The 22946-nt window shown below is 50.0% G+C and carries 40 protein-coding genes; 3 read left to right on the forward strand and 37 right to left on the reverse strand.

Going from position 1 to position 22946, the window contains the following annotated elements; genetic code table 11:
* Position 1: 1 nt before the first annotated feature.
* The gene (trkA, locus tag WN16_RS01285; RefSeq protein WP_003031153.1) at positions 2 to 1378 is read left to right on the forward strand and encodes a Trk system potassium transporter TrkA; all 1377 of its coding nucleotides are present in this window, start codon (positions 2 to 4) and stop codon (positions 1376 to 1378) included.
* 141 nt (positions 1379 to 1519) lie between these two features.
* Entirely contained in the window at positions 1520 to 1933 is a 414-nt protein-coding gene (gene mscL / locus WN16_RS01290) for a large-conductance mechanosensitive channel protein MscL (protein WP_003031152.1), read from the forward strand.
* Here mscL and arfA read toward each other — a convergent pair.
* The 31 genes from arfA to rpsJ form a co-directional block, all read right to left on the reverse strand.
* The gene (gene arfA / locus WN16_RS01295) at positions 1930 to 2148 is read right to left on the reverse strand and encodes an alternative ribosome-rescue factor ArfA (RefSeq protein ID WP_003031148.1); all 219 of its coding nucleotides are present in this window, start codon (positions 2146 to 2148) and stop codon (positions 1930 to 1932) included. The two genes, mscL and arfA, sit on opposite strands and share 4 nt — an antisense overlap.
* A 57-nt stretch (positions 2149 to 2205) precedes the next feature.
* On the reverse strand, positions 2206 to 2631 hold the full coding sequence (zntR, locus tag WN16_RS01300; protein WP_003031145.1) for a Zn(2+)-responsive transcriptional regulator: 426 nt from the start codon (positions 2629 to 2631) through the stop codon (positions 2206 to 2208).
* A 10-nt stretch (positions 2632 to 2641) separates the two neighbouring features.
* On the reverse strand, positions 2642 to 3010 hold the full coding sequence (locus WN16_RS01305; protein WP_003845236.1) for a DUF1992 domain-containing protein: 369 nt from the start codon (positions 3008 to 3010) through the stop codon (positions 2642 to 2644).
* A 107-nt stretch (positions 3011 to 3117) separates the two neighbouring features.
* Entirely contained in the window at positions 3118 to 3501 is a 384-nt protein-coding gene (gene rplQ, locus WN16_RS01310; protein ID WP_001216370.1) for a 50S ribosomal protein L17, read from the reverse strand.
* 40 nt (positions 3502 to 3541) lie between these two features.
* Complete coding sequence (rpoA, locus tag WN16_RS01315; protein WP_003031139.1) at positions 3542 to 4531, reverse strand: DNA-directed RNA polymerase subunit alpha; 990 nt, start codon at positions 4529 to 4531, stop codon at positions 3542 to 3544.
* A 25-nt stretch (positions 4532 to 4556) separates the two neighbouring features.
* Positions 4557 to 5177 (reverse strand): 30S ribosomal protein S4, encoded by a 621-nt coding sequence (gene rpsD, locus WN16_RS01320; protein WP_003031138.1) that lies wholly within the window; start codon positions 5175 to 5177, stop codon positions 4557 to 4559.
* Positions 5178 to 5210: 33 nt separating this feature from the next.
* Positions 5211 to 5600, reverse strand: coding sequence for a 30S ribosomal protein S11 (rpsK, locus tag WN16_RS01325; protein ID WP_003031137.1), 390 nt, complete (start codon positions 5598 to 5600; stop codon positions 5211 to 5213).
* A gap of 16 nt (positions 5601 to 5616) precedes the next feature.
* Complete coding sequence (gene rpsM / locus WN16_RS01330) at positions 5617 to 5973, reverse strand: 30S ribosomal protein S13 (protein ID WP_003031135.1); 357 nt, start codon at positions 5971 to 5973, stop codon at positions 5617 to 5619.
* A 146-nt stretch (positions 5974 to 6119) separates the two neighbouring features.
* Positions 6120 to 6236, reverse strand: coding sequence for a 50S ribosomal protein L36 (rpmJ, locus tag WN16_RS01335; RefSeq protein WP_000868187.1), 117 nt, complete (start codon positions 6234 to 6236; stop codon positions 6120 to 6122).
* Between the two features lie 30 nt (positions 6237 to 6266).
* On the reverse strand, positions 6267 to 7598 hold the full coding sequence (gene secY, locus WN16_RS01340; protein WP_001118864.1) for a preprotein translocase subunit SecY: 1332 nt from the start codon (positions 7596 to 7598) through the stop codon (positions 6267 to 6269).
* A 7-nt stretch (positions 7599 to 7605) separates the two neighbouring features.
* A complete protein-coding gene (gene rplO, locus WN16_RS01345) occupies positions 7606 to 8040 on the reverse strand; it encodes a 50S ribosomal protein L15 (protein ID WP_003031132.1) in 435 nt (144 codons plus the stop codon).
* Between the two features lie 3 nt (positions 8041 to 8043).
* Complete coding sequence (gene rpmD, locus WN16_RS01350; protein ID WP_001140434.1) at positions 8044 to 8223, reverse strand: 50S ribosomal protein L30; 180 nt, start codon at positions 8221 to 8223, stop codon at positions 8044 to 8046.
* A gap of 3 nt (positions 8224 to 8226) precedes the next feature.
* Complete coding sequence (gene rpsE, locus WN16_RS01355; RefSeq protein WP_003031131.1) at positions 8227 to 8730, reverse strand: 30S ribosomal protein S5; 504 nt, start codon at positions 8728 to 8730, stop codon at positions 8227 to 8229.
* A 14-nt stretch (positions 8731 to 8744) separates the two neighbouring features.
* Positions 8745 to 9098, reverse strand: a complete 354-nt coding sequence (gene rplR / locus WN16_RS01360; protein WP_000358960.1) for a 50S ribosomal protein L18 — start codon at positions 9096 to 9098, stop codon at positions 8745 to 8747.
* Between the two features lie 9 nt (positions 9099 to 9107).
* On the reverse strand, positions 9108 to 9641 hold the full coding sequence (gene rplF / locus WN16_RS01365; protein ID WP_003031129.1) for a 50S ribosomal protein L6: 534 nt from the start codon (positions 9639 to 9641) through the stop codon (positions 9108 to 9110).
* A 12-nt stretch (positions 9642 to 9653) separates the two neighbouring features.
* Complete coding sequence (gene rpsH, locus WN16_RS01370; RefSeq protein ID WP_003031127.1) at positions 9654 to 10046, reverse strand: 30S ribosomal protein S8; 393 nt, start codon at positions 10044 to 10046, stop codon at positions 9654 to 9656.
* A gap of 30 nt (positions 10047 to 10076) precedes the next feature.
* Positions 10077 to 10382 carry a 30S ribosomal protein S14 gene (gene rpsN, locus WN16_RS01375; RefSeq protein ID WP_003031125.1) on the reverse strand — a complete coding sequence of 102 codons (306 nt, stop codon included), beginning with the start codon at positions 10380 to 10382 and terminating at the stop codon, positions 10077 to 10079.
* Between the two features lie 14 nt (positions 10383 to 10396).
* Complete coding sequence (gene rplE / locus WN16_RS01380) at positions 10397 to 10936, reverse strand: 50S ribosomal protein L5 (RefSeq protein WP_003031123.1); 540 nt, start codon at positions 10934 to 10936, stop codon at positions 10397 to 10399.
* Between the two features lie 14 nt (positions 10937 to 10950).
* The gene (gene rplX, locus WN16_RS01385) at positions 10951 to 11265 is read right to left on the reverse strand and encodes a 50S ribosomal protein L24 (protein ID WP_003031122.1); all 315 of its coding nucleotides are present in this window, start codon (positions 11263 to 11265) and stop codon (positions 10951 to 10953) included.
* Between the two features lie 10 nt (positions 11266 to 11275).
* Positions 11276 to 11647 (reverse strand): 50S ribosomal protein L14, encoded by a 372-nt coding sequence (gene rplN / locus WN16_RS01390; RefSeq protein ID WP_000613954.1) that lies wholly within the window; start codon positions 11645 to 11647, stop codon positions 11276 to 11278.
* Positions 11648 to 11810: 163 nt separating this feature from the next.
* Positions 11811 to 12065 (reverse strand): 30S ribosomal protein S17, encoded by a 255-nt coding sequence (gene rpsQ / locus WN16_RS01395; RefSeq protein ID WP_003031120.1) that lies wholly within the window; start codon positions 12063 to 12065, stop codon positions 11811 to 11813.
* Positions 12065 to 12256: a 50S ribosomal protein L29 gene (gene rpmC / locus WN16_RS01400; protein ID WP_000644742.1), complete on the reverse strand. Its 192-nt coding sequence runs from the start codon at positions 12254 to 12256 to the stop codon at positions 12065 to 12067. The genes rpsQ and rpmC overlap by 1 nt, the downstream gene beginning before the upstream one ends.
* A complete protein-coding gene (gene rplP, locus WN16_RS01405; protein WP_000941208.1) occupies positions 12256 to 12666 on the reverse strand; it encodes a 50S ribosomal protein L16 in 411 nt (136 codons plus the stop codon). Before rplP ends, rpmC begins: the two co-directional genes overlap by 1 nt.
* A 12-nt stretch (positions 12667 to 12678) precedes the next feature.
* Positions 12679 to 13380 carry a 30S ribosomal protein S3 gene (gene rpsC, locus WN16_RS01410; protein WP_000529945.1) on the reverse strand — a complete coding sequence of 234 codons (702 nt, stop codon included), beginning with the start codon at positions 13378 to 13380 and terminating at the stop codon, positions 12679 to 12681.
* A gap of 17 nt (positions 13381 to 13397) precedes the next feature.
* On the reverse strand, positions 13398 to 13730 hold the full coding sequence (rplV, locus tag WN16_RS01415; protein WP_000448832.1) for a 50S ribosomal protein L22: 333 nt from the start codon (positions 13728 to 13730) through the stop codon (positions 13398 to 13400).
* A 14-nt stretch (positions 13731 to 13744) separates the two neighbouring features.
* Entirely contained in the window at positions 13745 to 14023 is a 279-nt protein-coding gene (gene rpsS / locus WN16_RS01420) for a 30S ribosomal protein S19 (RefSeq protein ID WP_001138115.1), read from the reverse strand.
* A 16-nt stretch (positions 14024 to 14039) separates the two neighbouring features.
* The gene (rplB, locus tag WN16_RS01425) at positions 14040 to 14861 is read right to left on the reverse strand and encodes a 50S ribosomal protein L2 (RefSeq protein WP_000301869.1); all 822 of its coding nucleotides are present in this window, start codon (positions 14859 to 14861) and stop codon (positions 14040 to 14042) included.
* Positions 14862 to 14878: 17 nt separating this feature from the next.
* Complete coding sequence (gene rplW / locus WN16_RS01430) at positions 14879 to 15181, reverse strand: 50S ribosomal protein L23 (protein ID WP_000617546.1); 303 nt, start codon at positions 15179 to 15181, stop codon at positions 14879 to 14881.
* Positions 15178 to 15783: a 50S ribosomal protein L4 gene (rplD, locus tag WN16_RS01435; protein ID WP_003031119.1), complete on the reverse strand. Its 606-nt coding sequence runs from the start codon at positions 15781 to 15783 to the stop codon at positions 15178 to 15180. Before rplD ends, rplW begins: the two co-directional genes overlap by 4 nt.
* A 10-nt stretch (positions 15784 to 15793) precedes the next feature.
* Positions 15794 to 16423 (reverse strand): 50S ribosomal protein L3, encoded by a 630-nt coding sequence (rplC, locus tag WN16_RS01440; protein WP_003031117.1) that lies wholly within the window; start codon positions 16421 to 16423, stop codon positions 15794 to 15796.
* 32 nt (positions 16424 to 16455) lie between these two features.
* Positions 16456 to 16767 (reverse strand): 30S ribosomal protein S10, encoded by a 312-nt coding sequence (rpsJ, locus tag WN16_RS01445; protein WP_001181005.1) that lies wholly within the window; start codon positions 16765 to 16767, stop codon positions 16456 to 16458.
* Between the two features lie 379 nt (positions 16768 to 17146).
* Between rpsJ and WN16_RS01450 the strand changes: the two genes are divergently transcribed.
* The gene (locus WN16_RS01450) at positions 17147 to 17614 is read left to right on the forward strand and encodes an A24 family peptidase (RefSeq protein ID WP_003845247.1); all 468 of its coding nucleotides are present in this window, start codon (positions 17147 to 17149) and stop codon (positions 17612 to 17614) included.
* Here WN16_RS01450 and bfr read toward each other — a convergent pair.
* The 6 genes from bfr to rpsL all read right to left on the reverse strand — a co-directional run bounded on the left by bfr (position 17611) and on the right by rpsL (position 22944).
* Positions 17611 to 18087 (reverse strand): bacterioferritin, encoded by a 477-nt coding sequence (bfr, locus tag WN16_RS01455; protein ID WP_003031113.1) that lies wholly within the window; start codon positions 18085 to 18087, stop codon positions 17611 to 17613. The two genes, WN16_RS01450 and bfr, sit on opposite strands and share 4 nt — an antisense overlap.
* 71 nt (positions 18088 to 18158) lie before the next feature.
* Positions 18159 to 18353: a bacterioferritin-associated ferredoxin gene (gene bfd, locus WN16_RS01460; protein ID WP_003031111.1), complete on the reverse strand. Its 195-nt coding sequence runs from the start codon at positions 18351 to 18353 to the stop codon at positions 18159 to 18161.
* A 185-nt stretch (positions 18354 to 18538) separates the two neighbouring features.
* A complete protein-coding gene (gene tuf, locus WN16_RS01465; RefSeq protein WP_003031109.1) occupies positions 18539 to 19723 on the reverse strand; it encodes an elongation factor Tu in 1185 nt (394 codons plus the stop codon).
* Between the two features lie 69 nt (positions 19724 to 19792).
* A complete protein-coding gene (gene fusA, locus WN16_RS01470; RefSeq protein WP_003023659.1) occupies positions 19793 to 21907 on the reverse strand; it encodes an elongation factor G in 2115 nt (704 codons plus the stop codon).
* 96 nt (positions 21908 to 22003) lie between these two features.
* The gene (rpsG, locus tag WN16_RS01475) at positions 22004 to 22474 is read right to left on the reverse strand and encodes a 30S ribosomal protein S7 (RefSeq protein WP_003023657.1); all 471 of its coding nucleotides are present in this window, start codon (positions 22472 to 22474) and stop codon (positions 22004 to 22006) included.
* Between the two features lie 95 nt (positions 22475 to 22569).
* The gene (rpsL, locus tag WN16_RS01480) at positions 22570 to 22944 is read right to left on the reverse strand and encodes a 30S ribosomal protein S12 (RefSeq protein WP_003023654.1); all 375 of its coding nucleotides are present in this window, start codon (positions 22942 to 22944) and stop codon (positions 22570 to 22572) included.
* Between the last annotated feature and the right edge of the window lie 2 nt (positions 22945 to 22946).

Consider the following 22946-nt stretch of genomic DNA (forward strand, 5'->3'; position numbering starts at 1 on the left):
GATGAAAATTATCATTCTGGGCGCAGGGCAAGTTGGCGGTACGCTGGCTGAAAACCTGGTCGGAGAGAACAACGATATCACGGTAGTCGATACCAATGGTGAACGTCTGCGCAGCCTGCAGGACAAGTTTGATCTCCGCGTCGTGCAAGGGCACGGTTCACATCCTCGCGTACTGCGTGAAGCTGGGGCCGACGATGCCGATATGCTGGTTGCCGTAACCAGCTCAGATGAAACAAATATGGTTGCCTGCCAGGTAGCTTATTCACTGTTTAATACGCCTAATCGCATCGCCCGTATTCGTTCACCGGATTATGTTCGTGATGCGGACAAGCTATTCCAATCCGATGCGGTACCTATCGATCACCTGATTGCGCCGGAGCAACTGGTTATCGATAGCATTTATCGACTGATTGAATATCCGGGTGCATTGCAGGTGGTGAATTTTGCCGAAGGTAAAGTCAGTCTGGCAGTAGTAAAAGCCTATTACGGCGGGCCGCTTATCGGTAATGCGCTGTCAACAATGCGTGAACATATGCCGCACATCGATACCCGTGTTGCGGCGATTTTCCGTCATGATCGACCAATCCGTCCACAAGGTTCTACGATCGTTGAAGCGGGTGATGAAGTCTTCTTTATTGCGGCATCGCAGCATATTCGCGCCGTAATGAGTGAACTGCAACGTCTGGAAAAACCGTACAAACGCATTATGTTAGTAGGCGGCGGTAATATCGGAGCGGGTCTTGCTCGTCGTCTGGAAAAAGATTACAGCGTCAAACTGATCGAACGTAATCAACAGCGAGCATCCGAACTTGCAGAGAAACTGCAAAATACGATCGTCTTTTTTGGTGATGCTTCGGATCAAGAGTTGCTGGCCGAAGAACATATCGATCAGGTAGATCTGTTCATCGCAGTGACCAACGATGATGAAGCGAATATCATGTCGGCGATGCTTGCCAAACGGATGGGTGCCAAGAAAGTGATGGTGTTAATCCAACGCAGAGCATACGTCGATCTGGTGCAAGGTAGCGTGATCGATATTGCTATTTCACCGCAGCAGGCGACCATCTCCGCGCTGCTCAGTCACGTACGTAAAGCTGACATTGTCGGCGTTTCTTCACTACGCCGTGGCGTCGCGGAAGCCATTGAAGCCGTCGCACACGGGGATGAAACAACATCTCGGGTGGTGGGACGCTCAATTGATGAAATTAAACTTCCCCCTGGAACCATTATTGGCGCCGTTGTGCGTGGTAACGATGTGATGATTGCCAACGATAACCTGCGCATTGAGCAGGGCGATCACGTAATTATGTTCCTGACAGATAAAAAGTTTATTACCGACGTCGAGCGACTATTCCAGCCAAGTCCTTTCTTCCTGTAATAAAAAGGGTGCTAATACAGCGCCCTTTTTATTTCCCTTTATATTTCATGGTCTAATAAATTTTCCTTTCGGCAATACATAAATGGAAATTGCCTAAACATTTGTTAAACTTATAAACGTCAGCTGCATAGGGAGAATAAAATGAGCATTATTAAAGAGTTTCGCGAATTCGCGATGCGCGGGAATGTTGTCGATTTGGCAGTGGGTGTCATTATTGGTGCGGCATTCGGTAAGATTGTTTCATCACTGGTTGCCGATATCATCATGCCGCCACTGGGGTTGTTAATTGGTGGGATTGATTTTAAACAGTTTGCTTTAACGCTACGTGATGCACAGGGAGACATCCCTGCCGTTGTCATGCATTACGGTGTATTTATTCAGAATGTCTTCGATTTCATTATTGTTGCGTTTGCTATCTTTATGGCAATCAAACTGATCAACAAACTGAACCGTAAAAAAGCGGAGGAGCCGGCAGCACCGCCAGCTCCATCGAAAGAAGAAGTATTACTGAGTGAAATTCGTGACCTGCTGAAAGAACAGAATAACCGCTCTTAAACACTCACTGAAACAAGAAGGCCAGTGGTAAAAAAGTTAATTACTTTCTTGCCACTGGCCTCCCAGTTACCCCGATTGCCATGTTTGCCTTTACGTAGATAACTTCCTTTCCCTTTCTTATTTTTCTCAACGCGCTGTCTGAACAGTGGGTCATGCAGGAGCGCCTCAATTGCGTTGTCCTTTATCTGCCCTTTGGTGTGCTGATAACGACTCATAATATCTCCAGTTTGTAGTAATTTACGCCGCGAGTGTAGACCTGGCAGTTCAAGAAATCAACAGCCTGATGTTGTTCCACTGGCGCCTTGCTCAAGAGCTTCAAGAATAGAGCAGTACACGCTGCTGTGTGCCTTGCCGCAGCATGCATCATTCAATCGCTGCAGAGACCGCTGCATCGTCTGAAGTTCGGCAATACGTGCTTCGACTTCTTGCAGTCTTTCCTGGACGATCCCTTTTGATTCCTGACAGGTATGGTGTTCGGGATCAACACGGATCGAAAGCAATTCGCGGATCGACTCCAGAGTGAAACCAAGCTGGCGGGCATAACGAATAAACTTCAGGCGCTGAAGATCGCTTTCTGTATAGAGGCGAAATCCGCCTTCAGTACGCACTTCATGCTCCATCATCTGCTGCTTTTCATAGTAGCGGATAGTATCTGGCGTCACGTCAGCCAGTTTCGCTATTTCACCAATTCGGTACATGCTCTCTCCGCTATTCATCGTTGATCTTTTTTAGCAGCTTATCTGCGTAGTCACCGCGCAAAAACTCGGTACTGAGTCCAGCCTGCCGAAGTTTAAGTTCCAGCAGCGACAGTCTTCGGCTCACCTCCGGATAACTTGGATCATCTTTGCGAATCCCCGCGAGTATTTCAAGCAGTTGTATTGCTTCTCTGCGTTGCTCGAGCTCAGGAGGAAGGCAACCTGCATTTTTTAATAAACGGTATCCGGCTCGGAGTTCAGGCGGGACATGGGAGTCATCGTCAAGAGTCAGCGGTTCGCCCGTTCCCGGTAAATCATCAAACTCACCTTTAGATTGTGCATCAATAATATGGCGCTCTGCCCACTGGTCCAGTAACCACATACAACACTCCAGGGGATGAACAAAAAGAGTACAGATATTGTAGATAAGTGGGGATATGACGGATATAAAAAAACCCGCCGAGGCGGGTTTTTTTACGTTACTACAGATTACTCTGCAGCAGCTTCTGTTTTCTCTGAACGATCAACCAGCTCGATGTATGCCATCGGCGCGTTGTCGCCTGCACGGAAACCACACTTCAGAATGCGAGTGTAACCACCGGCGCGGCTCGCGAAACGCGGGCCCAGTTCGTTAAACAGTTTTGCCACGATCTCGTTATCACGAGTACGGGCGAATGCCAGACGACGATTAGCTACGCTATCAGTCTTGGCAAGAGTAATCAGCGGCTCAACTACGCGACGCAGCTCTTTCGCTTTCGGCAGAGTCGTCTTGATGATTTCATGACGAACCAGTGAACCTGCCATATTGCGGAACATAGCCTGGCGATGGCTGCTGTTGCGGTTCAGTTGACGACCACTCTTACGATGGCGCATGACCTTATCCTTCTCAGTAAAACCTTAACCTGTGATCCGGTTACTCGTCAGCGATGCTTGCCGGTGGCCAGTTTTCCAGGCGCATGCCCAGAGACAGTCCACGGGAAGCCAGCACGTCTTTAATCTCGGTAAGAGATTTTTTACCAAGGTTAGGCGTCTTAAGAAGCTCAACCTCAGTACGCTGTACCAGATCACCGATATAGTGGATAGCTTCTGCTTTGAGGCAGTTAGCAGAGCGGACAGTCAATTCCAGATCGTCAACAGGGCGCAGCAGGATCGGATCGAATTCTGGTTTCTCTTCTTTAACTTCCGGCTGACGTACATCACGTAAATCAACGAAAGCTTCCAGTTGTTCAGCCAGAATGGTAGCCGCACGACGAATCGCCTCTTCAGGATCGATTGTGCCGTTGGTTTCCATTTCGATGACCAGCTTGTCCAGGTCGGTACGCTGTTCTACACGCGCTGCTTCAACATTGTAGGCAATACGCTCTACAGGGCTGTAGCATGCGTCGACCAGCAGACGGCCGATTGGGCGCTCATCTTCTTCCGAATGAATTCGGGTAGAAGCCGGCACATAACCACGACCGCGCTGAACTTTGATACGCATGCTAATAGATGCATTCTCATCGGTCAGGTGGCAGATCACGTGCTGTGGCTTGACGATTTCGACATCACCATCATGGGTAATGTCGGCTGCAGTCACAGGGCCAATGCCAGATTTATTCAAGGTAAGAATAACATCATCTTTACCCTGAACTCTCACCGCCAGCCCTTTCAGGTTGAGCAGGATTTCCAGGATATCTTCCTGAACGCCTTCTTTGGTGCTGTACTCATGTAGTACACCATCAATCTCAACCTCGGTCACCGCGCAACCCGGCATCGATGAGAGCAGAATACGGCGCAGTGCGTTACCCAAAGTATGGCCAAAGCCACGCTCTAAAGGCTCAAGGGTCACCTTGGCGTGCGTCGAACTCACTTGCTCGATATCTACCAGGCGCGGTTTTAGAAACTCTGTCACAGAACCCTGCATTGTGTCCTCTCTTTGGTACTAAGCTTTACTTGGAGTAAAGCTCGACGATCAGGTGTTCGTTAATGTCCGCAGACAGATCAGAACGCTCCGGCTTACGCTTGAACGTACCTTCCATCTTGCCAGCATCAACTTCCAGCCAGGTTGGCTTTTCACGCTGCTCAGCCAGCTCCAGAGCGGCTTTCACGCGAGACTGCTTCTTCGCTTTCTCACGAATGCTAACAACGTCATTCGGACTAACCTGATAAGAAGCGATGTTAACAACACGACCGTTTACCATAATTGCTTTATGGCTGACCAGCTGACGTGCTTCTGCACGAGTGGCACCGAAGCCCATACGGTATACAACGTTGTCCAGACGACCTTCCAGCAGACCCAACAGGTTTTCACCGGTGTTGCCTTTCAGACGTGCTGCTTCTTTGTAGTAGTTACGGAACTGACGCTCCAGCACACCGTAGATACGGCGAACTTTTTGCTTTTCACGCAACTGCACACCATAGTCAGACAGACGCGGTTTACGCGCACCGTGCTGGCCAGGAGCTTGTTCAATTTTACACTTGGTATCGATCGCGCGAACGCCAGACTTAAGGAATAAGTCAGTGCCCTCACGACGGCTCAGCTTGAGCTTAGGACCCAAATATCTTGCCATTTTCTTTCTCCAACAATCCTAGAAACGACAGCGTTATACGCGACGTTTTTTCGGCGGACGACAACCGTTATGAGGGATCGGAGTCACATCAGTAATATTAGTGATGCGGAAACCAGCGGCGTTCAGAGCACGAACAGTAGATTCGCGACCTGGACCCGGTCCTTTGACCATAACTTCCAGATTCTTGATACCGTATTCTTTTACGGCTTCAGCGCAACGCTCTGCTGCAACCTGAGCTGCAAACGGAGTGGATTTGCGAGAACCACGGAAACCGGAACCACCGGCTGTTGCCCAACCCAGTGCGTTACCCTGACGATCAGTAATGGTAACGATGGTGTTGTTAAAAGAAGCATGGATATGAGCCACGCCGTCAGAGACTTGTTTTCTTACACGTTTACGTGCACGAATTGGTGCCTTTGCCATTATTCAATCACCCCGATTATTTCTTGATCGGTTTGCGCGGACCCTTACGGGTACGTGCGTTGGTCTTGGTACGCTGACCGCGAACCGGGAGACCACGACGATGACGCAAACCGCGATAGCAACCAAGGTCCATAAGGCGCTTGATGCTCATGCTAACTTCACGGCGCAGATCACCTTCAACGACAAATTTGGCAACTTCGTCACGCAGCGTGTCGATTTGTTCTTCAGACAGCTCACTGATCTTAACATCTTCAGCGATACCCGCGGCAGCCAGAATGGCTTTAGAACGGGTCTTGCCGACGCCGTAGATCGAAGTTAATGCGATCACAGCATGTTTCTGATCAGGAATGTTAATGCCTGCTATACGGGCCACTATGCACTCCTACTATTTAATATGTACGCACCATGCTGAAAAGCCCGTTTTCAGGATACTCAAATGGAAACGCACAGACATACAAAAGATTGGCTGGCTAATCTAGCCAGCTCAACCCAACTTTGCAAGAAAAATATGCGAATAAATCAGCCTTGGCGCTGTTTATGCTTCGGCTCGGCACTGCAAATCACACGGATGACACCATCACGCTTAACGATTTTGCAGTTACGGCATAATTTCTTGACGGAAGCACGAACTTTCATTTTTACTCTCCGTAACTTCTCGGGCGACTGTTAACGGCCGTAGCCTTTCAGATTCGCCTTCTTCAATGCAGACTCGTACTGACTTGACATCATCAGAGTTTGCACTTGAGCCATAAAGTCCATAATCACGACAACAACGATAAGCAGTGAGGTCCCACCGAAGTAGAACGGTACTTTCATTGCATCACGCATGAACTCCGGGATCAGGCAGATAAAGGTAATGTAGAGCGCACCAACCAAAGTCAGGCGGGTCATTACTTTATCGATATACTTCGCCGTTTGCTCTCCCGGACGAATTCCTGGTACAAATGCACCGGACTTCTTCAGGTTATCTGCTGTTTCACGCGGGTTGAAAACCAACGCCGTGTAGAAGAAACAGAAGAATATGATTGCAGACGCATAGAGTAACACATAAAGCGGTTGCCCAGGCTGCAAATACAGCGAAATTGTTGTCAGCCAGTTCCAACCAGTCCCGCCCCCGAACCATGACGCGATGGTCGCCGGGAACAGAATAATACTGGAAGCGAAGATTGCCGGGATTACCCCCGCCATATTCACTTTCAGCGGTAAATGTGTGCTCTGTGCAGCATAGACACGACGACCTTGCTGACGTTTAGCGTAGTTTACCACAATGCGGCGTTGACCACGCTCAACAAATACAACAAAGAACGTCACTGCGAATACTAATACTGCAACCAACAGCAACACGAGGAAGTGCAGGTCGCCTTGACGCGCTTGCTCGATAGTATGGGCAATGGCTGGCGGGAGTCCCGCTACAATACCGGCGAAGATAATGATTGAGATACCGTTGCCGATACCACGTTCAGTAATCTGTTCACCCAACCACATCAGGAACATCGTCCCTGTAACCAGACTTACAACAGCGGTGAAATAGAATGCAAAGCCTGGGTTCATCACCAGGCCCTGCATACCAGGCATATTCGGCAGACCGGTAGCAATACCGATCGACTGGAATATTGCCAGCACCAGAGTACCGTAGCGGGTGTACTGGCTGATCTTACGACGACCAGACTCCCCTTCTTTCTTAATTTCTGCCAGCGTTGGATGAACCACCGTCAGCAGCTGGATAATGATCGACGCCGAAATATACGGCATGATCCCCAGAGCAAAGATAGAAGCACGGCTGAGAGCACCACCAGAGAACATGTTAAACATTTCAATGATGGTGCCTCGCTGTTGCTCAAGCAGTTTGGCAAGTACAGCGGCATCAATACCAGGGATCGGAATGAAAGAGCCAATACGGAACACAATCAGCGCGCCGATTACAAACAGCAGTCTGCGTTTCAGCTCGCCTAAGCCACCTTTGGCACTTTGAAAATCTAATCCCGGTTGTTTAGCCATCTGCTACTTATTCCTCGATTTTACCGCCAGCAGCTTCGATAGCAGCACGAGCGCCTTTAGTAACACGCAGGCCACGAACAGTTACCGGAGTAGTGACTTCACCAGCCAGGATCACTTTCGCGAACTCGATCTGGATACCGATAATGTTAGCTGCTTTCAGCGTGTTCAGGTCTACAACACCGCCTTCAACTTTAGCCAGGTCAGACAGACGAACTTCGGCTGTAATCGCTGCTTTACGTGAAGTGAAGCCGAATTTCGGCAGACGACGGTACAGAGGCATCTGACCACCCTCGAAACCGCGACGTACGCCACCGCCAGAACGAGACTTCTGACCTTTGTGACCACGACCACCGGTTTTACCGAGGCCAGAACCGATACCACGACCCAGGCGGCGAGCCGCTTTTTTAGAGCCTTCGGCCGGAGACAGAGTATTTAAACGCATCTCTTACTCCTCAACTTTAACCATGAAGGAAACCGCGTTGACCATACCACGAACAGCAGGAGTATCCTCGCGCTCTACGGTGTGACCAATACGACGCAGACCCAGGCCAAGCAGCGTTGCCTTGTGTTTCGGCAGACGACCGATTGCACTGCGGGTTTGAGTAATTTTAATAGTCTTTGCCATGGTTTATTTCCCCAGAATTTCTTCAACGGATTTACCACGCTTGGCAGCGACCATTTCCGGAGATTTCATATTTTCCAGGCCATCGATAGTTGCACGAACCACGTTAATCGGGTTAGTAGAACCATACGCTTTAGCCAGAACGTTACGAACTCCAGCGACTTCCAGAACGGCGCGCATTGCACCACCGGCGATGATACCGGTACCTTCGGAAGCCGGCTGCATGAATACACGAGAACCCGTGTGAGTACCCTTAACCGGGTGCTGCAGGGTGCCGTGGTTCAGCGCGACGTTAATCATATTGCGACGGGCTTTTTCCATCGCTTTCTGGATCGCTGCTGGAACTTCACGCGCTTTACCGTAACCAAAACCAACGCGACCGTTACCATCACCAACTACAGTCAGAGCTGTGAAGGAGAAAATACGACCACCTTTAACGGTTTTAGATACGCGGTTAACCGCGATCAGCTTTTCCTGCAGTTCGCCAGCTTGTTTTTCGATGTGAGCCATCTTACACCTCTACCTTAGAACTGAAGGCCAGCTTCACGGGCAGCATCTGCCAGTGCCTGGACACGACCATGATATTGGAACCCGGAACGGTCAAAAGAAACATCTTTGATGCCTTTTTCCAGAGCGCGTTCAGCAACAGCTTTACCTACAGCTGCAGCAGCGTCTTTGTTACCGGTGTACTTCAATTGTTCAGCGATAGCTTTTTCTACAGTAGAAGCAGCTACCAGAACTTCAGAACCGTTCGGTGCAATTACCTGTGCGTAAATATGACGCGGGGTACGATGTACCACCAGGCGAGTTGCACCCAGCTCCTGGAGCTTGCGGCGTGCGCGGGTCGCACGACGGATACGAGCAGATTTCTTATCCATAGTGTTACCTTACTTCTTCTTAGCCTCTTTGGTACGCACGACTTCGTCGGCGTAACGAACACCCTTGCCTTTATAAGGCTCAGGACGACGGTAGGCGCGCAGATCTGCTGCAACCTGACCGATCAGCTGTTTATCAGCGCCTTTCAGCACGATTTCAGTCTGAGACGGACATTCTGCAGTGATTCCCGCAGGCAGCTGATGGTCAACTGGGTGAGAGAAACCTAAAGCCAGGTTTACTACATTCCCTTTAACCGCTGCACGATAACCTACACCAACCAGCTGAAGCTTCTTAGTGAAGCCTTCGGTAACACCGACAACCATTGCATTCAGCAGGGCACGCGCGGTACCAGCCTGAGCCCATCCATCTGCGTAACCATCACGCGGACCGAAGGTCAGTGCATTATCTGCATGATTTACTGCAACAGCATCGTTGAGAGTACGAGTCAGCTCGCCGTTTTTACCTTTGATCGTAATAACCTGACCGTTGATTTTTACATCAACGCCGGCAGGAATAACGACCGGTGCTTTAGCAACACGAGACATTTTTTCCTCCGATTAGGCTACGTAGCAGATAATTTCGCCACCAAGACCAGCCTGGCGCGCTGCACGATCAGTCATAACACCTTTAGAGGTAGAAACAACTGCGATACCCATGCCAGCCATAACTTTCGGCAGCTCGTCTTTACGCTTATAAATGCGCAGACCTGGGCGACTGACACGCTGAATGCTTTCTACAACAGCTTTACCCTGGAAATACTTGAGAGTAAGTTCCAGTTCCGGCTTGGTGTCGCCTTCAACTTTAAAATCTTCAATAAAACCTTCTTCCTTCAGCACGTTGGCAATTGCCACTTTCAGCTTGGAGGAAGGCATGGTGACCGCAGCTTTATTCGCGGCCTGACCGTTACGGATACGGGTCAGCATATCCGCGATCGGATCTTGCATGCTCATCTGTCTTTACTCCCGTGATTCAATTGGTAATTACCAGCTAGCCTTTTTCAAGCCTGGTACTTCACCGCGCATGGCGGCTTCACGCAGTTTGATACGGCTCAACCCGAACTTGCCCACATAGCCATGCGGACGACCTGTTTGACGGCAGCGGTTACGCTGACGGGACGGGCTGGAATCACGCGGCAGAGACTGCAGCTTGAGAACTGCGTTCCAACGATCTTCGTCGGTCGCGTTCACATCAGAGATAATAGCTTTCAGTTCAGCGCGTTTTGCGAAGTACTTATCAGCTAAAGCTACGCGCTTTACTTCGCGTGCTTTCATTGATTGCTTAGCCATTCAGTAACCCTACCTTACTTGCGGAACGGGAAGTCAAAGGCAGCCAGCAGAGCACGGCCTTCTTCGTCAGATTTCGCAGTAGTGGTAATGGTAATATCCAAACCACGCACGCGGTCGACTTTATCGTAGTCGATTTCTGGGAAGATGATCTGCTCACGGACACCCATGCTGTAGTTACCACGACCGTCGAAAGACTTAGCGGACAAGCCACGGAAGTCACGGATACGTGGAACAGCAATAGTGATCAGGCGCTCAAAGAACTCCCACATGCGTTCGCCACGCAGAGTTACTTTACAGCCGATCGGATAGCCCTGACGGATTTTGAAGCCTGCAACTGATTTGCGTGCTTTGGTGATCAGCGGTTTTTGACCGGAGATTGCTGTCAGGTCAGCTGCTGCGTTATCCAGCAGTTTCTTGTCAGCGATCGCTTCACCAACACCCATGTTCAGGGTGATCTTCTCGACCCGAGGGACTTGCATGACAGAATTGTAGTTAAACTCAGTCATGAGTTTAGCGACTACTTCGTCTTTGTAGTAATCATGCAGTTTCGCCATCGTACTACTCCAAATTACTTGATAGTTTCGCTGTTAGATTTGAAGAAACGGACTTTTTTGCCGTCTTCGAATCTAAAGCCTACACGGTCAGCCTTGCCGGTTGCCGCGTTGAAGATAGCAAGGTTAGAGATCTGAATAGCTGCTTCTTTCTCTACGATGCCGCCTGGTTGGTTCAGGGCCGGAACCGGCTTCTGATGTTTTTTAACCAGGTTGATACCTTCAACAATGACCTTGCCGGAAGACAGGACATTCTTAACTTTACCGCGTTTACCTTTATCTTTACCGGTTAACACGATAACTTCGTCATCACGACGGATCTTCGCTGCCATGATTCGCTCCTTAGAGTACTTCTGGTGCCAGAGAGATAATTTTCATGAACTTCTCGTTACGAAGTTCACGAGTTACCGGCCCAAAAATACGCGTACCGATAGGTTGCTCGCTGTTATTGTTTAAAATAACGCATGCATTACCATCGAAGCGAATGACAGAACCGTCCGGGCGACGAACACCCTTCTTGGTGCGCACCACTACCGCCTTCAGCACATCACCTTTTTTGACCTTACCACGCGGAATTGCTTCCTTGATGGTGATCTTGATGATATCGCCGACGCCTGCGTAGCGACGGTGCGAGCCACCCAGAACCTTGATACACATTACGCGACGTGCACCGGAGTTGTCGGCGACGTTCAGCATAGTCTGTTCTTGGATCATTTTAGTGCTCCGCTAATGTCAACTACTACTGAGACCCGAAAATCAGGTCGTTAAAAAAGCCCCATATCGGGGGCGCGGCATTATAACACCGCTTCAACGATATGGGTAGAAAAAATAAACGGCTCATCGCTGAGCCGTTTATTCGTTGAGAATGCCTACTGTATTACAGAACAGCTTTCTCTACAACGCGAACCAGCGTCCAGGACTTAGTCTTGGACAGCGGACGGCATTCGCGGATTTCAACCACGTCACCAGTACCGCATTCGTTGTTCTCGTCATGTACGTGCAGTTTGGTCGTACGCTTAATGAATTTACCGTAGATCGGGTGTTTCACAAAACGTTCGATAGCAACAACGATGGATTTCTCCATTTTATCGCTAACAACGCGACCTTGCAGAGTACGGATTTTATCGGTCATTACGCACCCGCCTTCTCAGTCAGTAAAGTCTTAACGCGTGCGACGTCACGACGCACTTGCTTCAACAGGTGAGACTGTTGCAGCTGGCCACTTGCAGCCTGCATACGCAGGTTGAACTGCTCACGCAGCAGATTCAGCAGCTCGGTGTTCAGCTCTTCAACACTCTTCTCACGCAGCTCTTTTGCTTTCATTACATCACCGTCTTAGTTACAAAGGTGGTTTTAATCGGCAGTTTCGCTGCTGCCAGCTTGAATGCTTCACGGGCCAGCTCTTCCGGTACGCCGTCCATTTCATACAGGACTTTACCCGGCTGAATCAAGGCAACCCAATACTCCACGTTACCTTTACCTTTACCCATACGCACTGCCAGCGGCTTTTCAGTGATCGGTTTGTCCGGGAATACACGGATCCAGATCTTACCTTGACGCTTAACTGCACGGGTCATAGCACGACGTGCTGCTTCGATCTGACGGGCAGTCAGACGACCACGGCCAACAGCTTTCAGACCGAAGCTGCCGAAGCTAACATCCGCGCCAGCAGCCAGACCGCGGTTACGGCCTTTGTGCATTTTACGGAATTTTGTACGCTTTGGTTGTAACATCAGCGACGCTCCTTATTTACGGCCTTTACGCTGCTGCTTTTTAGGTTGAGCAGCCGGTTTTTCCGGTTGTTCAACAGCAGCCATACCACCCAGGATCTCGCCTTTGAAGATCCACACTTTAACGCCGATTACACCGTAAGTGGTGTGCGCTTCAGAGGTGTTGTAGTCGATGTCAGCACGCAGAGTGTGCAGAGGTACGCGACCTTCACGGTACCATTCGGTACGTGCGATTTCCGCGCCGCCCAGACGGCCGCTAACTTCAACTTTGATACCTTTAGCGCCCAGACGCATTGCGTTCTGTACAGCACGCTTCATAGCACGACGGAACATAACACGACGTTCCAGCTGAGAAGTGATGCTGTCAGCAACCAATTTTGCGTCCAGTTCAGGCTTACGCACTTCGGCGATATTGATCTGAGCAGGAACGCCAGCAATATCCGCTACGACTTTGCGCAGTTTTTCTACGTCTTCGCCTTTCTTACCGATAACGATACCCGGGCGAGCGGTGTGAATGGTCACACGGATGCTCTTAGCCGGACGCTCGATTACGATACGAGATACAGACGCTTTAGCCAGTTCCTTAGTCAGGTACTGACGTACTTTAAAATCGCTGTCCAGGTTGTCAGCGAATTCTTTGGTGTTCGCAAACCAGGTTGAGTTCCATGGTTTTACAATACCCAGGCGAATACCATTAGGATGTACTTTCTGACCCATTGCTAGTCTCCAGAGTCTCAGCGATCGGACACAACCACAGTAATGTGGCTGGTGCGCTTCAGGATGCGATCTGCACGACCTTTTGCACGCGGCATAATGCGCTTCATGCTCGGGCCTTCGTCTACGAAAATTTTCGTAACTTTCAGATCGTCAATGTCAGCGCCATCGTTGTGTTCAGCGTTAGCAATGGCAGATTCCAGGACTTTCTTAACCAGTACAGCCGCTTTCTTATTGGTGTAGGTCAGAATATCCAGAGCCTGCGACACTTTCTTACCGCGAATCAGGTCTGCAACAAGGCGAACCTTCTGAGCAGAAGAACGAGCATGGCGATGTTGAGCTAAAGTTTCCATCTCTTCCTCCTACCTTATTTCTTCTTCGCTTTTTTATCAGCAGCATGGCCGCGATAAGTACGAGTCGGTGCGAATTCACCCAGTTTGTGACCGACCATTTCGTCGGAAACAAATACCGGAACGTGCTGACGACCATTATGGACAGCGATGGTCAAACCGATCATGTTAGGAAAGATCGTTGAACGACGGGACCAAGTGCGCAGGGGCTTCTTGTCTCCGCTTTCCACCGCTTTCTCTACCTTCTTCAGCAAGTGCAGGTCAATAAAAGGACCTTTCTTGAGAGAACGTGGCATGGCTTATCCTCTAAAATTATTTGCTACGGCGACGTACGATGAATTTATCAGTACGCTTGTTGCTGCGGGTCTTCTTACCTTTGGTCTGAACGCCCCACGGAGTTACCGGGTGCTTACCAAAGTTACGACCTTCACCACCACCATGTGGGTGGTCGACTGGGTTCATCGCAGTACCGCGAACGGTAGGACGAACACCACGCCAGCGTGCAGCACCTGCTTTACCCAGAACGCGCAGCATATGCTCAGCATTGCCAACTTCGCCCAGAGTTGCACGGCAGTCTGCTTCGACTTTACGCATTTCACCAGAACGCAGACGCAGGGTGACATAAGCACCATCACGAGCAACGATCTGAACGTAAGTACCAGCGGAACGTGCCAGCTGACCGCCTTTACCTGGTTTCATTTCTACGTTATGAACGGTAGAACCAACCGGGATATTGCGCATCGGCAGGGTGTTACCTGCTTTGATTGCAGCATCAACGCCAGACTGAATCTGGTCGCCAGCTTTCAGGCCTTTAGGGGCCAGGATGTAACGGCGTTCACCGTCTTTGTACAGAACCAGCGCGATGTTCGCGGAGCGGTTCGGATCGTACTCAAGACGTTCAACAACTGCCGGGATACCGTCTTTGTTGCGTTTGAAGTCAACAATACGATAAGCCTGCTTGTGACCACCACCGATGTGACGAGTGGTGATACGGCCATTGTTGTTACGACCACCGGATTTGCTGTTTTTTTCAACCAGCGGAGCAAAAGGTTTGCCCTTGTGCAGCTCTGGGTTGACCACTTTAACAACGTGGCGACGACCCGGAGATGTCGGTTTACATTTAACAACTGCCATTGTATTACTCCTCCGACTTACTCAGCGCCGCCGACGAAGTCCAGATTCTGGCCTTCCTTCAGGGTGACGTAAGCTTTTTTCCAGTCGCTACGACGACCGATACGCTGTCCGTGACGTTTAACTTTCCCTTTAACTACCAGGGTGTTAACGACTTCGACTTCGACTTCAAACAGTTTCTGCACAGCAGCTTTGATTTCTGCTTTGGTCGCGTCTTTAGCAACTTTGAGAACGATGGTGTTAGTTTTTTCCATCGCAGTAGACGCTTTTTCAGAAACGTGCGGTGCGCGCAGCACTTTCAGCAGACGTTCTTCACGAATCATGCCAGCATCTCCTCAACTTGCTTAACAGCATCAGCAGTCATTACGACTTTGTCGAAGGCGATCAGGCTAACCGGGTCGATACCAGTTGCATCGCGTACGTCAACCTTGTGCAGGTTGCGCGCAGCCAGGAACAGGTTTTCGTCCAGCTCACCGGTGATGATCAGCACATCTTCCAGAGCCATGTCTTTCAATTTCTGTGCCAGCAGCTTAGTTTTAGGCGCTTCTACAGAGAATGATTCGACAACGATCAGACGATCCTGACGTACCAGTTCGGACAGAATGCTTTTCAGCGCGCCGCGGTACATCTTTTTGTTAACTTTTTGACTGTGGTCCTGTGGACGAGCAGCGAAGGTCACACCACCTGAACGCCAGATCGGGCTCTTGATAGAACCTGAACGCGCACGGCCGGTACCTTTCTGGCGCCACGGCTTTTTGCCTGAACCAGTTACTTCAGCACGAGTCTTCTGAGCACGAGTACCCTGACGAGCACCAGCTGCATAAGCAACAACAACCTGGTGAACCAGCGCTTCGTTGAAATCACGACCGAAGGTAGTTTCGGAAACAGTCAGCGCGCTCTGCGCGTCTTTCAATACTAATTCCATTGCTATCCCCTTACGCCTTCACAGCTGGTTTAACGATCAGGTCGCAACCGGTCGCACCCGGAACACCACCTTTAACCAGCAGCAGGTTGCGCTCAGCGTCAACACGTACTACGTCCAGGCTCTGAACGGTTACACGTTCGTTGCCCAGCTGACCTGCCATTTTCTTGCCTTTGAACACTTTGCCCGGAGTCTGGTTCTGACCGATAGAACCCGGAACGCGGTGAGACAAGGAGTTACCGTGAGTAGCGTCCTGGGTACGGAAGTTCCAGCGCTTAACGGTACCAGCGAAACCTTTACCTTTAGAGGTACCGGTTACGTCAACTTTTTTAACGTCAGCAAACAGTTCAACGCTAATGTTCTGACCAACGGTGTATTCTTCACCATCTGCCAGACGGAACTCCCACAGGCCGCGGCCAGCTTCTACGCCAGCTTTAGCAAAGTGGCCAGCTTCCGGCTTAGTTACGCGGTTAGCTTTTTTAGCACCGGTGGTAACCTGAACAGCGCGATAGCCATCGTTAGCCAGATCTTTAACCTGAGTAACGCGGTTTGCTTCAACTTCGATAACGGTTACTGGGATAGATACGCCATCTTCAGTGAAGATGCGGGTCATACCCACTTTTTTACCGACTAAACCAATCATTGTATCAACCTCTCAATCGCTCGATGACCTGATTAACCCAGGCTGATCTGCACGTCTACACCGGCAGCCAGGTCCAGACGCATCAGAGCATCAACGGTTTTTTCAGTTGGCTCAACGATGTCAACCAGACGCTTGTGAGTACGGATCTCGTACTGATCACGCGCGTCTTTGTTGACGTGCGGGGAGATCAGAACGGTGAAACGCTCTTTGCGGGTCGGCAGCGGGATCGGACCACGAACCTGCGCACCAGTGCGCTTGGCAGTCTCGACGATTTCCGCGGTTGATTGATCGATCAGACGATGATCAAACGCTTTCAAACGGATACGGATTCTTTGGTTCTGCATGAGACCAGAGCTCCAATTATTTTATAGACGAAATAGCTACTCCTCAAACCCATTACGATTGATGGGAGAGTGTAACCGTTCTTACAGAGTTCCCCGATTGGGAACATTGTCTGGTATTGCTTTCGCAGTACCGGTGGCTCATATCGAACCGCTGTCAATATTAGACAAGCCCGCGCATTATACGTAAATCTCAGTCTTAAGCAAGTGCCGCGTAGAAATTAATCACTCGTTCATAAATGCGGGCCTCCTTCCACTCTGATTGTATGTCCTGTGATGCAAAGCGTTTTCCGTGGAAGAGAGCATCCATAACTCACATCCCGGACTTGTAGGGCCGGCGTGCTTACCCGAAGGTAAACTCTTTACCAAATGAGATTTGCCCATGTACATCGACCTCCCCTTTCTGCTGATTTATGTTTCGCTATCAGGGTTGCTCTTAGTCCATGACCTGCGTACCGGGTTGCTGCCCGACAAATTTACCTGCCCTCTTTTGTGGGGCGGTCTTATTTATCATCAGTGCTGCAGACCTGCACAGTTATCCGACGCACTTTGGGGTGCCATAGCGGGCTATGGGGTATTTGCTTTGTTCTACTGGGGGTATCGTTTGATATGCCGACAGGAAGGATTAGGCTTTGGTGATGTCAAATTTCTTGCCGCACTGGGCGCATGGCATCGCTGGGAATCATTGCCACTGTTGGTTTTACTTGCCGCGGGCATGGCATGTTGTCTCACCGGGATTTCTTGCGTCCGTTACGGGAGACAGATGCTAAAAAACCCGCTGCCTTTTGGGCCATATCTGGCGGCTGCGGGTTTCGTTATTGGCTGGGTAAATCTGATACAGGGCGGTTAGTCACTGACTTTAATTTGCGATTGCAGATAATTTTGCAAGCCAAGTTTTGCAATCAGGTCCAGCTCAGTTTCGAGCCAGTCAATATGCCCTTCTTCTTCAGTCAGGATCTCGATCATCATGTCCCGGCTGACATAATCATGAACGCTATCGGCATAGGCAATGGCTTCACGCAGATCTTTCGCCCCATCCAACTCGAGTCGAAGATCGGATTGCAGCATCTCTTCAACGTCTTCGCCAATACCCAACTTGCCAAGATCCTGCAAGTTCGGGAGCCCTTCTAAGAATAAAATACGCTCGATATATTTATCAGCGTGTTTCATCTCATCGATAGATTCATGGTACTCAACATCATTGAGGCGAGTCAGTCCCCAGTTTTTAAACATACGAGCATGGAGAAAATACTGGTTGATCGCGACAAGCTCATTTCCCAATAGTTTATTGAGATAATTTATGATTTTAACATCACCTTTCATTTTATAGTCCCTCCGCTTCCACTCTTAGAGCGTAGATGGGGCTACAGGGATGTCAAAAAAAAGAGTGTGACTTAGGCGATCTCTTTAAATTCTGGCATTTGCGTTAATTCATCCTGCATGACTTCACGGGCAGCACGAATGCACTTACCGCATTGATTTCCTACAGGAATAAATTTACGTAATTGCTGAAAGGACTGAGGGTGAAACTGGCGAACAGCCTGACGTATTTTTTTATCACTTATCGCATTACACAAACAAACGTACATGATCGCTCCCGTTCAATTTCTGCGCAAAGTGTAAATGAGAATAGTTATGATTACAATAGCACAACGCTATTTACGCGGCGGGAGAATGAATAAAAAATGCGAATAAATATGACAGCTACTAAATTGCAGGCAGCAAAAAGGGCGCCGAAGCGCCCTTTTTAAGCTCAAAGCTAATTAATCAATAATTAGCTCATTACTTTAGCAACAACGCCCGCACCAACAGTACGGCCGCCTTCACGGATTGCGAAACGCAGACCGTCGTCCATCGCGATCGGGTGGATCAGGGTAACAACCATTTTGATGTTGTCGCCCGGCATTACCATCTCTACGCCTTCCGGCAGTTCGATGGTACCAGTCACGTCAGTAGTACGGAAGTAGAACTGCGGACGGTAGCCTTTGAAGAACGGAGTATGACGGCCGCCTTCGTCTTTGGACAGAATGTACACTTCAGATTCGAACTTGGTGTGCGGCTTGATAGAGCCCGGCTTAGCCAGTACCTGGCCACGTTCGATTTCTTCACGTTTGATACCACGCAGCAGAACACCAACGTTCTCACCAGCACGGCCTTCGTCCAGCAGTTTGCGGAACATTTCAACGCCAGTACAGGTAGACTTAGCAGTCTCTTTGATACCAACGATTTCAACTTCTTCACCAACTTTGATGATACCGCGCTCTACACGACCGGTAACAACGGTACCACGACCGGAGATGGAGAATACGTCTTCGATAGGCAGCAGGAACGGCTTGTCAATCGCACGCTCTGGTTCTGGGATGTAAGAATCCAGGAAGCCAGCCAGTTCGATGATTTTCGCTTCCCACTCTGCTTCGCCTTCCAGCGCTTTCAGAGCAGAACCACGAACGATCGGAGTGTCGTCGCCCGGGAAATCGTACTGAGACAGAAGTTCACGAACTTCCATTTCTACCAGTTCCAGCAGCTCTTCGTCATCAACCATGTCGCATTTGTTCAGGAACACTATGATGTACGGAACGCCTACCTGACGACCCAGCAGGATGTGCTCACGAGTCTGCGGCATCGGGCCGTCAGTCGCAGCAACAACCAGGATCGCGCCGTCCATCTGCGCAGCACCGGTGATCATGTTTTTAACATAGTCGGCGTGGCCCGGGCAGTCTACGTGTGCGTAGTGGCGAGTCGGGGTGTCATATTCAACGTGAGAAGTGTTGATGGTGATACCACGAGCTTTTTCTTCCGGCGCGTTATCGATCTGGTCGAATGCACGAGCAGCACCGCCGTAGGTTTTAGCCAGTACGGTAGTGATTGCAGCGGTCAGGGTAGTTTTACCGTGGTCAACGTGGCCGATGGTGCCGACGTTAACGTGCGGTTTTGTACGTTCAAATTTTTCTTTAGACACGGCTATATTCCTTACTATAGTGCTCTCCCCTATGGAGAGAGCACGGGACTTAGGTTTTAATCCTGTGGATTATTTACCACGGGCTTCAATAACGGCCTGAGCAACGTTGTTCGGCGCATCGTCGTACTTCAGGAACTCCATGGAGTAAGAAGCACGGCCTTTGGTCAGAGAACGCAGCTGGGTTGCATATCCGAACATTTCAGACAGCGGAACTTCAGCATGGATAACAACGCCAGTGACGTTGGATTCCTGACCACGAAGCATACCACGACGGCGGCTCAAGTCACCGATTACGTCACCGGTGTTCTCTTCCGGAGTCTCTACTTCAACCTTCATGATAGGCTCAAGCAGAACTGGTTTCGCTTTCTTAAAGCCATCTTTGAAGGCGATAGAAGCGGCCAGTTTAAACGCCAGCTCAGAGGAGTCAACGTCATGGTAAGAACCGAAGTGCAGACGCACGCCCAGATCAACAACCGGGTAACCAGCCAGCGGGCCAGATTTCAGCTGTTCCTGGATGCCTTTATCAACGGCCGGGATGTATTCGCCAGGAATTACACCACCTTTGATGTCGTTGATGAACTCGTAGCCTTTCGGGTTTGAACCCGGCTCCAGCGGGTACATGTCGATAACAACATGACCGTACTGACCGCGACCACCAGACTGCTTAGCGTGTTTACCTTCGATATCGGTAACTTTCGCGCGAATCGCTTCACGGTAAGCAACCTGAGGTTTACCGACGTTCGCTTCAACGTTGAATTCACGCTTCATACGGTCAACGATGATGTCGAGGTGCAGCTCACCCATACCAGCGATAATGGTCTGGTTAGATTCTTCGTCAGTCCATACGCGGAATGACGGGTCTTCTTTAGCCAGACGGCCCAGAGCCAGACCCATTTTTTCCTGGTCAGCTTTGGTTTTCGGTTCTACCGCGATGGAAATTACCGGCTCAGGGAATTCCATACGTTCCAGAATGATCGGGTGATCCGGGTCACACAGAGTGTCACCAGTGGTCACGTCTTTCAGACCGATAGCAGCAGCGATATCGCCCGCGCGAACTTCTTTGATCTCTTCACGTTTGTTAGCGTGCATCTGTACGATACGGCCGAAACGTTCACGTGCAGTTTTCACGGAGTTCAGGATGGTGTCACCGGAGTTAACCACACCAGAGTACACGCGGAAGAAGGTCAGGTTACCCACGAACGGGTCGGTAGCGATTTTGAATGCCAGAGCAGCAAACGGCTCGTCATCGCTAGCATGACGCTCAGCAGGAGTATCTTTACCGTCGTCCAGAATACCGTTGATCGCAGGTACGTCTACTGGGGATGGCAGGTAATCAATTACCGCATCCAGCATCGCCTGAACACCTTTGTTCTTGAACGCAGAACCACAGGTTACCAGGATGATTTCGTTGTTCAGAACACGCTGACGCAGAGCTTTTTTGATCTCTTCTTCAGTCAGTTCTTCACCACCCAGGTATTTCTCCATCAGCTCTTCTGAAGCTTCTGCAGCGGACTCGATCAGGTTCTGGTGCCATTCTTCAGCCAGTTCCTGCATGTCAGCCGGGATATCTTCATAAGTGAAGGTTACGCCTGCATCTTCTTCGTTCCAGTTGATGGCTTTCATTTTCACCAGGTCAACAACACCGGTGAACGCTTCTTCAGCGCCAATTGCCAGCTGCAGCGGAACAGGGTTCGCGCCCAGACGGGTTTTGATCTGACCAACAACTTTCAGGAAGTTCGCACCCATACGGTCCATTTTGTTAACGAACGCAATGCGCGGAACTTTATATTTGTTTGCCTGACGCCATACGGTTTCAGACTGAGGCTGAACACCACCAACTGCGCAGTAAACCATTACTGCACCATCAAGCACACGCATGGAACGTTCTACTTCGATAGTGAAGTCAACGTGCCCCGGGGTGTCGATGATGTTTACGCGATGCGGTTCATACTGCTTAGCCATACCAGACCAGAATGCAGTAGTCGCTGCGGAGGTGATAGTAATACCACGTTCCTGCTCCTGCTCCATCCAGTCCATGGTGGCTGCGCCGTCATGAACTTCACCGATTTTATGGTTTACACCGGTGTAGAACAGAATACGTTCGGTAGTAGTGGTTTTACCGGCGTCGATGTGCGCACTGATACCGATGTTACGGTAGCGCGCGATGGGTGTTGTACGAGCCATTTGATTCCTCGTTTATCTTTTAGGCGTTCAATTTAAGTAGCCCAAAGCGGGCTGCTTACTAGAAGCGCCCGCCTGGTGACTAAAACTCCGAAGGGATTACCAACGGTAGTGTGCGAACGCCTTGTTGGCTTCTGCCATACGGTGAACGTCTTCACGTTTCTTAACTGCAGTACCTTTGTTTTCTGCAGCATCAGAAAGTTCGTTCGCCAGGCGCAGAGCCATGGATTTATCACCGCGTTTACGAGCAGCTTCAACGATCCAACGCATTGCCAGAGCATTACGACGGACCGGACGGACTTCAACTGGTACCTGATAAGTAGAACCACCAACGCGGCGAGACTTAACTTCGACAGTCGGGCGCACGTTTTCGAGAGCTACTTCGAAAGCTTCCAGTTCGTTTTTACCAGAACGCTGAGCCAGGGTCTCCAGCGCGCTGTATACGATAGTTTCGGCAGTAGATTTTTTACCATCTACCATCAGGATATTTACAAATTTAGCCAGCAGTTCTGATCCGAACTTCGGATCCGGCAGAATTTTACGCTGACCAATGACGCGACGACGTGGCATGGAAATACTCCGTTGTTAATTCAGGATTGTCCAAAACTCTAAGAGTTTAGTTTGACATTAATATAAAACGTTTGGCCTTACTTAACGGAGAACCATTAAGCCTTAGGACGTTTCACGCCATACTTGGAGCGTGATTGCTTACGGTCTTTAACGCCGGAGCAGTCAAGCGCACCACGAACGGTGTGGTAACGAACACCCGGGAGGTCTTTTACACGACCGCCACGGATCAGGATCACGGAGTGCTCCTGCAGGTTGTGACCTTCACCACCGATGTAGGAAGTCACTTCAAAACCGTTAGTCAGACGAACACGGCAAACTTTACGCAGTGCGGAGTTCGGTTTTTTAGGAGTGGTAGTATATACACGAGTACATACGCCACGTTTCTGCGGGCATGCTTCCAGCGCAGGCACGTTGCTTTTTGCAACTTTGCGTGCACGTGGTTTGCGTACCAGCTGGTTAACTGTTGCCATTA

Origin of the sequence: Citrobacter sp. ABFQG (genome assembly GCF_004322975.1) — a bacterium.
Taxonomy (GTDB): Bacteria; Pseudomonadota; Gammaproteobacteria; order Enterobacterales; family Enterobacteriaceae; genus Citrobacter; species Citrobacter freundii.